Annotated in this window: 9 protein-coding genes; 8 read left to right on the top strand and 1 reads right to left on the bottom strand. The window is 41.4% G+C overall.

Annotated features, from left to right (window positions below; all coding sequences use genetic code 11):
• Positions 1–36: 36 nt before the first annotated feature.
• On the top strand, positions 37–1,851 hold the full coding sequence (gene lepA / locus BrL25_RS17600; protein ID WP_026315273.1) for a translation elongation factor 4: 1,815 nt from the start codon (positions 37–39) through the stop codon (positions 1,849–1,851).
• 678 nt (positions 1,852–2,529) lie between these two features.
• Here lepA and BrL25_RS17610 read toward each other — a convergent pair.
• Positions 2,530–3,045, bottom strand: coding sequence for a hypothetical protein (locus BrL25_RS17610; protein ID WP_018672912.1), 516 nt, complete (start codon positions 3,043–3,045; stop codon positions 2,530–2,532).
• 1,083 nt (positions 3,046–4,128) lie between these two features.
• Between BrL25_RS17610 and hemW the strand changes: the two genes are divergently transcribed.
• The 7 genes from hemW to BrL25_RS17645 all read left to right on the top strand — a co-directional run bounded on the left by hemW (position 4,129) and on the right by BrL25_RS17645 (position 12,145).
• Complete coding sequence (hemW, locus tag BrL25_RS17615) at positions 4,129–5,274, top strand: radical SAM family heme chaperone HemW (protein ID WP_018672911.1); 1,146 nt, start codon at positions 4,129–4,131, stop codon at positions 5,272–5,274.
• A 273-nt stretch (positions 5,275–5,547) separates the two neighbouring features.
• The gene (hrcA, locus tag BrL25_RS17620) at positions 5,548–6,606 is read left to right on the top strand and encodes a heat-inducible transcriptional repressor HrcA (protein ID WP_018672910.1); all 1,059 of its coding nucleotides are present in this window, start codon (positions 5,548–5,550) and stop codon (positions 6,604–6,606) included.
• Between the two features lie 70 nt (positions 6,607–6,676).
• A complete protein-coding gene (grpE, locus tag BrL25_RS17625; RefSeq protein WP_018672909.1) occupies positions 6,677–7,243 on the top strand; it encodes a nucleotide exchange factor GrpE in 567 nt (188 codons plus the stop codon).
• A gap of 65 nt (positions 7,244–7,308) precedes the next feature.
• Positions 7,309–9,150: a molecular chaperone DnaK gene (gene dnaK / locus BrL25_RS17630; RefSeq protein ID WP_018672908.1), complete on the top strand. Its 1,842-nt coding sequence runs from the start codon at positions 7,309–7,311 to the stop codon at positions 9,148–9,150.
• 146 nt (positions 9,151–9,296) lie between these two features.
• Positions 9,297–10,418, top strand: a complete 1,122-nt coding sequence (dnaJ, locus tag BrL25_RS17635) for a molecular chaperone DnaJ (protein WP_018672906.1) — start codon at positions 9,297–9,299, stop codon at positions 10,416–10,418.
• A gap of 35 nt (positions 10,419–10,453) precedes the next feature.
• On the top strand, positions 10,454–11,392 hold the full coding sequence (prmA, locus tag BrL25_RS17640) for a 50S ribosomal protein L11 methyltransferase (RefSeq protein ID WP_018672905.1): 939 nt from the start codon (positions 10,454–10,456) through the stop codon (positions 11,390–11,392).
• A 21-nt stretch (positions 11,393–11,413) separates the two neighbouring features.
• Positions 11,414–12,145, top strand: coding sequence for a 16S rRNA (uracil(1498)-N(3))-methyltransferase (locus tag BrL25_RS17645; protein ID WP_018672904.1), 732 nt, complete (start codon positions 11,414–11,416; stop codon positions 12,143–12,145).
• Positions 12,146–12,156 lie beyond the last annotated feature (11 nt).

Below are 12,156 nucleotides of genomic sequence, written 5' to 3' on the forward strand. Positions count from 1 at the left end.
GAGCAGATCATTCTATTCGTGGGAGGGAACGAAGAAATGGATCGTCTGGAAAGGCAGAAAAAAATTCGCAATTTCTCTATCATCGCCCATATTGACCATGGGAAATCTACCCTGGCTGACCGTATTCTTGAACTGACGGGAGCTTTGACTGCTCGTGAGATGGAAGCGCAGTTTCTTGATACGATGGATTTGGAAAGAGAGCGTGGCATTACGATTAAATTAAACGCTGTTCGCCTGAATTACAAAGCAGACGATGGCGAGGAGTATATTCTTCACTTAATCGACACACCAGGACACGTCGACTTCACTTATGAAGTATCACGTAGTTTGGCGGCTTGTGAAGGAGCGCTGTTAGTCGTGGATGCAGCGCAAGGTATTGAAGCACAGACTTTAGCAAACGTATATCTGGCGCTTGATAACAATCTAGAAATCATTCCAATCATTAATAAGATTGATTTGCCAAGTGCGGAACCAGATCGTGTTAAACAAGAAGTAGAAGACGTTATCGGTCTTGATACGAGCGACGCGGTTCTTACTTCAGCAAAATCAGGAATTGGTATTAAAGATGTGCTGGAAGCTGTCGTGCAAAAAGTACCAGCTCCAACAGGGGACCCTGAGGCTCCATTGCAAGCACTAATTTTTGACTCTTATTTTGATGCGTATCGAGGTGTTATTGCTTCCGTGCGTATTGTCAATGGTACCTTGAAAAAAGGTATGAAAATTAAGATGATGGCAACCAACAAGACGTTTGAGGTTACAGAAGTAGGTACTTCTATGCCTCGTCAGACTCCAGTGGATGAATTAACGGTTGGAGATGTAGGCTACGTAGCCGCTGCTATTAAGACCGTTGGGGATACTAGAGTCGGTGATACGATTACAGATGCAACTCGTCCAGCTACGGGAGCTTTGCCTGGCTATCGTAAAATTAATTCCATGGTATTCTGTGGACTCTATCCAATTGATACCAGTGATTACAATGATCTACGTGATGCTCTTGATAAATTGCAGCTTAATGATGCTTCCCTGCAATTTGAACCAGAAACATCGCAAGCGCTTGGTTTCGGCTTCCGTTGCGGATTCCTAGGACTTTTGCACATGGAAATCATTCAGGAGCGTATTGAACGTGAATTCAATATTGATCTGATTACGACAGCGCCAAGCGTAATTTATCGTATTACGCAAACCGATGGTGAGGTTATTGAAATTGATAACCCGTCTAAAATGCCTGAAGTACAAAAGATTGAGCAAATTGAGGAGCCATATGTAACATCCACGGTCATGGTACCAAAGGATTATGTTGGGGATGTTATGCAGCTCTGCCAAGGCAAGCGTGGTGATTTCCTTGATATGCAATATTTAGGTGAAAATCGTGTACAATTGAAATATGATATGCCACTGTCTGAAATCGTATATGATTTCTTTGATATGTTAAAATCAGGCACCAAAGGATACGCTTCTTTTGATTACGAAATGGCGGGCTATAAACCATCCAAGCTAGTGAGAATGGATATTCTCCTAAACGGTGAGATCGTCGATGCCCTATCCTTTATCGTTCATAAGGATACCGCTTATCCGCGTGGTAAAGTGATTTGTGAGAAGCTAAGAAAGTTAATTCCTCGCCAGCAGTTTGAGGTACCAATTCAAGCAGCTATCGGTCAAAAGATCGTAGCACGTGAAACGATTAGCGCAATGCGCAAGAATGTATTAGCGAAATGTTACGGCGGAGACATTTCCCGTAAACGGAAGCTATTAGAGAAGCAAAAAGAAGGTAAGAAGCGCATGAAAGCGGTAGGTTCCGTAGAAGTGCCACAAGAAGCATTTATGGCTGTTCTACGCATGGATGATAAGTAATAGCTGATAAATAGAAGGTTTTTACGATTTGTGTTACTAGCAAAAATTCACTTCCCCCACCCTATAGCCACCGGATTGGTAAAATGGTGGGGGGATTTAACCTCATTTATGATTCATTCGAATATGTCCATTCTTGTTGCCGAGTACTGATCTTTATAAGTAGAAATGAAAAAAGCGTCTTTCTCATCTGAGAGAGGCATTTTTTGTATCTAAAAAGGGGATACGGCGCTCAGAAAGAGGGATGGTATAGGGAAATAACTAAATTCTGGCGGGGGATCGGGGGAGACTTGTTGGCTTGTTATTTGATGGCGTTGGGCGGTATCTCAGTATTTAGGTTGTGAGACAGGAGCCGCAGAACAAATAGATAAAAGTAAACAGTTAGTAGGAAACAAGAAAACGTCCGAATACGAAGGAGATTCGGACGTTTCTACTTAATGATTTTTCAGTTAAGATTAAAAGAGGCGGCTACTCCTCTTTATCCTTATCTTTGTATATTTTATTTAAAAGGATAGAAACAACGAAGACTACTACGAAAACAATCAAGAAACGAACAAACTCTGTAATAAACCAATTATCAGCTATATTCATTTCTTTTGTAACTTGCATAGTACCATATACAGAAAAAATAGTTAGAATGAACTTTAAAGTCTTTGAGTTCATTTTATCTCCTTTCTGTTTTTAAAGTATAGCGTACACGATACCTTGTGCAATAATCCCGCAAGATTTTGCAACCCATCCCCAAACATATGGCTCCAAAGCTTTAGTTACAGTTTCTTTTACTTCCTCTAACGGCCCCATCAAAATATAGGTGTTCCAAGTTCCAATCCACATATCTTCTGTCACTTCTTTTTTTACTGCGTCTGGGAATTTAGCATATATTTTTTTCGGGAAATCCCTTTTTACATACCCTTTACCAAAATATTTCATTAGCTTTGTTCCAAGAGAAACAAAACCTTGTGCTTCAAGTTGTGCAGGCTCTTTTTCTACTACTACTCTTGGTGCAGTTTCTAAGATTTCATTAGCAGTTTCTTGGATAATCTTATCCATTTCTTGTTGCGACATTGGAGTTTGGTAAGAAACAGTTTGTGACACTTTTTCTTGAGCAAACGCGCTGGTTTCTGGAGCAATAGCAGTCCCTAGAAACCCGACGGTAGATAAAATTGCAATACCTTTCACTAATGTTTTGCTTATCATAAAGTGTAACCTCTTTTCTGAATGTTTTCAATAAAGGGATATTTTTGCGTGAAATCTTACAGAAATTCCTTTTTCTCGATCAATATAATTGCCTTAATGGAATAATTGAACCCCAAATTACCCCAAAGGACTCCGGTGGTTTTCATACAGTGTTGCCCTATCGACAACTAGTGTTTTGTAAGCTTTTGAAATGTAACCTTTGTATTCATCTAGTTGCTTGTTCATATGCAGTACAGCTGGAGGTAAAAATGAACCTTTTGAAAATATACCTGTTCTAATTCTTTACGGAGGAGTTCTATAATATTACGCGAATAATTCCTTGGTTTTGAATTTTCTGTTTTATATTTCTTTATATTAGTGGTACAATTAACACGAATAACATTTTTGTTATTCATGATGGGGGCGTTCCGATTAGTTTAGCGACTGGGGGAACGTCTCTTTGAAGTATAAACATACTATTTTTAATCCCTCCTTTCTTCCTCCTAATGTATTACTTTACTGTATGTCCTATAAATTTCTGTTGTTCAAAAAAATGGGATACGATCGACAAATTATGACAAAATAAAAAGAACGCTATTTAGCGCTCTAAAGGGTTTGTGAAGAACGAAGTTATATCAGCCTTGTGGATTATCAACATATGCTTTTTACGCTACTGTAGACTACATGATTCTCTGAGTTATTATAATTAGCTACAGTGAATAGCGTAAAATACTAATGAAACAGTTGTGATAATGGTTAGATATTTCTTCACTACTTACTCCTCTATAATATAAAACGCTCCTTTGTTCGATTGATTTCTTACATCTCGCCACCGTGGACCCACCATTCTTGGTGGATAAACAGCGAGTTGACGTGATAGATAAGAATACATTATGATGTTCTAGCACCCATACAACATTGCTCTGTCAATGTTTGTAGATTAAAACAGAATACAGTTAGATACAGGTAAATACTCTATGTCAATAAGAAGCATTCATGGCTGTTTTACGTATAGATGATAAGTAAGAGTCGTGACCTGACACCGTTCTGGCTGTCAGGTCTTCTCTTTGTTAGGTGAAAATTTGAAAACAAGGAGGGGTTGAGATGGCCCCAAATGCTGTATATATCCACATCCCTTTTTGTACGAATAAATGTTATTATTGTGATTTCAATTCTTTTGTTACCAATAATCCTCAATTGGTCTGGGATTACTTAGAAGCTTTACGCCGGGAAATGGCATTAACGTTCCAGCAAAATCCTCCTGAGAAGATAAACACAATCTTTGTTGGTGGAGGTACCCCAACATATTTAGATCAGGAGCAAATGTCGTTATTTTTGCATATGGTTAATGAGCATCTTGCTCCATATTTTAGTGATGATTTGGAATGGACCATGGAAGCAAATCCGGGCACTACTGATCTTGAGAAATTAAAGCTAATGAGATCATCTGGAGTAAATCGGATTAGTTTTGGCGTACAATCGTTCCAAAGTGATTTATTAAAACGTATTGGTCGCATTCATGATGTGGATGAGGTCTATCAAAGTGTCAATAATGCGGTTCAAGCTGGATTTGACAATATCTCGATTGATTTAATGTTTGGCTTACCAGATCAGACGATGGAGATGTTTGCTCAAAGCTTGGAAAAAGCGATGGAGCTACCAATCACACACTTATCTTCCTACGGTTTAAAGGTAGAGGAGAATACTCTATTTCATACTTTGTATCAAAAGGATCAATTACCACTGCCTACAGAAGATGCAGAGCTAGAGATGTATCTTCTTTTAATAGAAACACTGGAGAAGAACGGGATGTCCATGTACGAGATTAGTAATTTTGCTAAGTCGGGTAAACAGAGCAGACATAATAAGACGTATTGGTTAAACCAGGATTATTATGGTATTGGAGCTGGAGCACATGGATATGTAAACGGCAGAAGACATGTCAATGCAGGACCACTAGCTGTTTACACACGTATGGCTATGGAAGGCTCTCCACGTGTAGAGGAATTTGAGGTAACGCAGAAGGAAGCAATGGAAGAGCAGATGATTCTGGGCTTACGTTTGCGTGAAGGGGTAGACATGGAGAGTTTTGCAAAGCGTTTTGGTCGAACCGTTCAAGAAGAGTTCGGGGAGCCATTACAGCAGGAACTCCAGAAAGGAATGCTAGAAATCGTAGATCATCATGTACGTCTTACGTCAAAAGGCTTACCTCTTGGCAACGAAGTATTTGCTGCTTTTTTACGAGTGTAGTTGGTAGAGCATGTGAATGAACTAGGAATAAGAGGCTCGGTTTCGATAAATAAAAAATCAGCTCAAGAAGCACTTTTATGCGGAAAAATCCGAAAAAAGTGCTTTTTTTCTCCTATTTTTTTGCATTTTTCACAGGAGAGAAGTTGACAAATCAGCTGTCACTTGATAAGTTAATAGTATCCGTTAGCACTCGCTTGATCTGAGTGCTAACAAAACCGGACCAGAAGTTGTCAATCGACATAGCCAAACATTATCAGAAGGAGGGCGTTAGGTATGTTATCGGAGCGACAAAAGCTGATTTTACAAGCTATTATTGAAAATTATATTCATTCGGCAGAACCCGTTGGCTCCAGGACCATTTCAAAACGGCCCGAAATAACCTTCAGTTCGGCTACGATCCGCAACGAAATGTCTGATTTGGAGGATTTGGGTTATTTGGAGCAGCCGCATACTTCTGCGGGACGTGTTCCTTCCACGAAAGGCTATCGCTTTTACGTGGACCACATAGTGGAGCCTAATGTACTGAAGAACAATGTAGATGCGAACACTTGGAAGCAAATGTTTGCTGATCGAATCTTGCATTTTGAAAATGCCGTGGAGCAGACAGCTTCGGTTCTATCACAATTGACCAACTACACGGCAGTGGTTCTTGGACCAGAAATCTTTGAACATCGCTTGAAGCATCTGCAAATTATCCCATTGAGCGACACACAAGCTGTGGCGATTATTGTGACTCAAACAGGGCGTGTAGAAAATAAGCGTATTGATTTGCCGGCGGGACTATCACCGAGCGATATGGAGAAATTGGTTAATGTTTTAAACACAAAATTGCAAGATACACCACTATGGCAACTGCGCCAACGCTTGTATCAAGAAGTATCAGATGAATTGAAACGCCATGTTGATCATTATGAAGAGATGTTAAACATGATTAGTCATGCTATTGAAAGTGATTCATCTGAGCGTTTGTTGTTAAGAGGAACTACTAAGTTCATGGAGCAACCAGAGTTTCAGGATGTAGAAAAAGTCAAAGAAATTTTGGAGCTGTTTGAACGCAGTGATCAAATGACGCATTTGTTTGAAACCAATGAGAAGGGATTACAGATACGCATCGGTCACGAAAATCATCTCGACGCCATGAAGAATTGTAGCATTGTAACGACCAATTATTCCTTTAACGGTAAGCCCGTAGGTACGATTGGTATACTTGGACCTACGCGCATGGAGTATGGTAAAGTGATTGCTGTCCTGGATTTCATTGCTTTGGGATTGTCGCAGATGTTAAATGCACAGATAGAAGGACGATCTTCAGAGGAGCAAGAGGATTCATGACGAACAAGGGCGGGCGGGTTATGGTTGCTCGCTTACATAGATTATTAGTCACACAGAGGAGGTAATCAGATTGAGCGAAGAGAAAGCAAAGGTTGAACTTGAGCAAGAGGAAATGGCTCAAGACCACGCTGAGCAAAATGAGCAAGCTGAAACTGAGGCAACAGAAACAGGTGAAACACTTGACCTAGCAATGGAAGTAGAGCGTCTACAAGCTCAATTGCAAGAGCAAGAAAACCGTTTGCTACGCAATTTGGCGGATATGGATAATATGCGTCGTCGCTCACGTAAAGAGCAAGAGGATTTGCAAAAATATGCTTCTCAAAAGGTAGTAGAATCCTTATTGCCGGCGCTTGATAACTTTGAACGCGCTCTTGCTGTTGATCCTAGTACCGCTACCGCTGAAAGCATTTTGCAAGGGGTGCAAATGGTGTACCGTCAAGTGGTGCAAGTATTCGAGCAAGAAGGCCTACAGGCTATTGACTCAGTAGGGCATGCGTTCAATCCACATGTACACCAAGCTGTGATGCAAGTGGAAGATTCTAATTACGAAGAAAACACTGTCGTAGAAGAATTACAAAAAGGTTATCAATTTAAGGACCGCGTTATCCGTCCTGCAATGGTTAAAGTAAACGCGTAAGTAAGTTGTGCTTTTAAGCAAAAGAATCATTCACATATTGTAGATAATCGAGGAGGAAAAGATTTATGAGTCGAGTAATTGGTATTGACCTTGGTACAACTAACTCTTGTGTAGCAGTTATGGAAGGTAGCGAACCTATCGTTATTGCCAACGCTGAAGGTAACCGTACGACACCTTCTGTAGTAGCTTTCAAAAACGGAGAGCGCATTGTTGGTGAAACAGCAAAACGCCAAGCAATTACAAACGCTGATAATACGGTTATCTCCATCAAACGTTGGATGGGTACAAATCATAAAGAAACATTAGAAGGCAAAGATTATACACCGCAAGAGGTTTCTGCAATGATCTTGCAAAAACTAAAAGCTGATGCAGAAGCATATCTGGGCCAACCGGTAACGCAAGCAGTTATCACAGTTCCTGCTTACTTCAATGACAGCCAACGCCAAGCTACTAAAGATGCTGGACGTATTGCTGGTTTAGAAGTTTTGCGTATCGTCAACGAGCCTACAGCAGCGGCACTTGCTTATGGTTTAGAGAAAAATGAAGACCAAACAATCCTTGTTTATGACTTGGGTGGCGGTACATTCGACGTATCTATCCTTGAGTTGTCTGAAGGTTTCTTTGAAGTAAAAGCAACCTCTGGAGATAACAAATTAGGTGGAGACGATTTTGACCAAGTGATCATGGATTATTTGGTAGCTGAATTTAAAAAAGAAAACGGCATTGATCTAGCTCAAGATCGCATGGCTATGCAACGTTTGAAAGATGCAGCTGAGAATGCGAAAAAAGATTTGTCCGGTGTTGTCACTACTACGATCTCTCTACCATTTATCACAGCAGATGCTTCTGGTCCTAAACATATGGAAATCAGCTTGTCTCGTGCGAAATTTGAAGAGATTTCAGCTGGTTTGGTAGAGCGTACTATGGGTCCTACTCGTCAAGCTCTATCCGATGCTGGTCTTTCTCCAAACCAAATTGATCGTGTTCTTCTTGTTGGTGGTTCCACTCGTATCCCTGCGGTACAAGAAGCAATCAAGAAGTTCATTGGTCAAGATCCGCATAAAGGTGTAAACCCAGACGAAGTAGTAGCTCTTGGTGCTGCTGTTCAAGCGGGTGTTTTAACTGGTGATGTAAAAGACGTAGTACTTCTTGACGTAACACCACTTTCTCTTGGTATTGAAACATTGGGCGGAGTGTTCACAAAATTGATCGACCGTAACACAACAATCCCAACAAGTAAATCTCAAGTGTTCTCTACAGCAGCGGACAACCAAACAGCGGTTGATATCCATGTGTTGCAAGGGGAGCGTCAAATGGCAGCAGACAACAAAACGTTGGGCCGTTTCCAATTGAGCGATATCCCACCAGCTCCACGTGGTGTTCCACAAGTAGAAGTTAGCTTTGACATTGACGCTAACGGTATTGTAAACGTTCGAGCTAAGGATTTGGGTACAGGTAAAGAACAAGCAATCACAATCACTTCTAACTCTGGTCTTTCTGACGAGGAAATCGACCGCATGGTAAAAGAAGCGGAACTAAACTCCGAAGCAGATAAGAAGCGCAAAGAAGAAGTAGAAATTCGTAACGAAGCAGATCAGTTAGTGTTTACTACCGAGAAAACACTTAAAGATCTTGAAGGTAAAGTAGAGCAAGCCGAGATCGATAAAGCAAACGAAGCGAAAGAAAAAACGAAAAAAGCTTTAGAAGGCGGTAACTTCGACGAGATTAAAGCGGCAAAAGAAGAGCTTTCTGAAATCGTTCAACAATTGTCTATTAAACTGTATGAGCAAGCAGCACAAGCACAACAAGCGGCTCAAAATGCTGACGGTGAAGGTGCAGATCAAGCAGGAAAAGACAATGTAGTAGATGCTGACTATGAAGTAGTTGACGAAGAGAAAAAACAATAAGAATAGATACAGAGATTTAGAGGAGTCAAAGTCACAATGTTGACTTTGACTCTTTTCCTTTATGGAATGGGGATTCTATTGAAGCTTGCAAGTATACATGCTAAGATTATCTTTGATTGTCTTGGATACGGGAGTGATAGACAAGTATGAAACGAGATTATTATGAGGTGCTGGGACTTGGAAAAGACGCCAGTGCAGATGATATAAAAAAGGCATATCGAAAATTGGCGAGGCAGTACCATCCAGACGTTAATAAAGAAGCGGATGCTGAAACCAAATTTAAAGAAGTAAAAGATGCATATGATGTACTCTCAGATGACCAAAAACGTGCCCAATATGATCGCTTTGGACATCAAGATCCGAACCAAGGCTTTGGCGGAGGCTTTGATGCTTCTGGAATGGGTGGCTTTGGTGATATCTTTGATATGTTTTTTGGTGGCGGTGGACGTCGTGCTAATCCAAATGCACCGCGCCGTGGTGCTGATTTGGAGTATGCGATCAACATTGACTTCTTGGATGCTGTGTTTGGCAAAGAAAGAGACATCGAGATTCAACGTGAAGTGGAATGCGATACGTGTCACGGAAGTGGGGCTAAACCTGGCACGAAGGTAGAAACCTGCTCTAGATGTAATGGATCTGGACAGGAGGAAGTTCAGGCAAACACTCCATTTGGACGCGTCGTTAATCGTCGTGTTTGCTCTGTTTGTAATGGTAAAGGAAAGCAGATCAAGGAAAGATGTACAACTTGCAGAGGTACTGGTCGCCAAAAAATCAAGCGCACGATTCACATTAACATCCCTGCTGGGGTAGATGATGGACAGCAAATGCGAATTACTGGCGAAGGTGAAGCTGGTGTGAATGGTGGACCAGCGGGTGACGTTTATGTTATGTTCCGTGTGCGTAAACACGACTTCTTCGAACGCGATGGAAACGACATCTTTTGTGAGATGCCTATTCATTTTGCTCAAGCAGCCTTGGGTGATGAGATTGAAGTGCCAACAGTAGATGGCCGTGTGAAGCTGAAAATCCCAGCAGGAACGCAAACTAACACTTTCTTCCGCTTACGTGGGAAAGGTGTGCCACACTTACGTGGAAACGCGCGAGGTGATCAGCACGTGAAGATTAAAGTAGTGACACCTACGAAATTAACTGATCGTCAAAAAGATCTGTTACGTGAATTAGGGGGATTAGAGGATGGTGCTCCCCTACATGAACAGCCAGAAGAGAACTTTTTTGATAAAATCAAGCGTAGATTACGCGGCGAATAATATGTTGTGGAAAGCTAGATGGGGGATGGTAGAGCATGAATTGGTCAGAAGTTAGTATTCACACCACGGCAGAGGCGGTTGAGGCTGTCTCTAGTATTTTGTACGAAGCGGGAGCAGGTGGCGTTGTCATTGAAGATCCCGAAATTTTATCCCGTGAGTGGAGCACGCCTTTTGGTGAAATCTACCACCTCTCACCAGATGACTTTCCTACTGATGGTGTGATTGTCAAAGCATATTTTCCTGTGAATAGTTATTTGGGTGAAACCGTTGAAGAGATTAAAACACAGGTAAACGAACTTCTGACCTTCGGATTGGATGTCGGAAAAGGAACTGTTACTATGACAGAGGTTCATGAAGATGATTGGGCATCTGCTTGGAAAAAATATTATAAGCCAGTTGCGATTTCAGATCATATCACGATCACGCCTATCTGGGAGGAGTACAAACCGAAGCGAGAAGGGGAGCTTATTATCGAGATGGACCCTGGCATGGCTTTTGGTACAGGTACACATCCAACCACTGTGCTGTGTATTCGTGCGATTGAACGCTACCTGAAAAAAGGGGATCGCGTCTATGATGTGGGAACTGGAACAGGGATCTTAAGTATTGCTGCTGCTAAATTAGGAGCCTCTTCCTTGACTGCCATGGACTTAGATGAGATTGCGGTTCGTTCTGCGCAAGAGAACTGTGTCATCAACAAAGTAGATGACAAGGTTTTAGTGAAACAGAACAATCTGCTCGATGGAATCAACGAAAAAGTTGAAGTAGTAGTTGCCAATATCTTAGCAGAAGTAATTATTCGTTTCACGGATGATGTTCATCGTGTCTTATTACCAGGCGGTACATTTATTGCTTCTGGTATTATTGGGGCGCGTGAAAACGATGTAAAAGAGGCATTAGCAGCCTCGAAATTGGAAGTTATAGAAACAGTTTACATGGAAGACTGGGTAGCAATTATCGCGAAAAAACGTTAGAATAATGGGGTTAATAATCAGATGCAACGTTATTTTATAGATAGCCAACAATTTTTTGACAATCATGTGGTTATTACCGGGGACGATGTTCACCACATTGTGAAGGTTATGCGCACAGAGATTGGCGATCATATTTTGGTTAGCGATGGGAGAGGACGGGTGGTTAAAGCCCGTCTTTCTGCCTTGGAGCCCAAAGAAGTGCGCGCTGAGATCGTGGAGCAAATCACAAAACAAACAGAGTTACCTGTATCGGTGACGATTGGTCAGGGTTTGCCAAAAGGGGACAAACTAGAGTGGATTTTACAGAAGGGAACGGAGCTTGGAGCTACTTCCTTTGTACCGTTTCAATCAGAGCGTACCATCGTTAAACTAGATGCAAAGAAAGAAGCAAAAAAGCTAGAGCGTTGGTCAAAAATTGTAAAAGAAGCGGCTGAGCAATCACATCGGGCCTATTTACCTGAGGTTTTAACTCCGCTTTCCTTTAAGCAAGTGGTTGAACATGCGAAAAGCTATACGACTGCCGTTATTGCTTATGAAAAAGAAGATACCAAAAGATTGGGCGAGGTACTGTCAAACTTGTCTGTTGGCGACTCGCTTTTCGTCATGATTGGACCAGAAGGTGGATTTTCTGAAAGTGAAATTCAGTATGCAGAAGAGAATGGTATCCATTCTGTTTCGCTTGGTCCCAGAATTTTACGCACGGAAACAGCTAGTCAGTATTTGCTAAGTGCCGTTTCTTATCAGTTTGAATAAGTCATACGTAA

Source organism: Brevibacillus laterosporus DSM 25 (assembly GCF_002706795.1).
Classification (GTDB): Bacteria; Bacillota; Bacilli; order Brevibacillales; family Brevibacillaceae; genus Brevibacillus_B; species Brevibacillus_B laterosporus.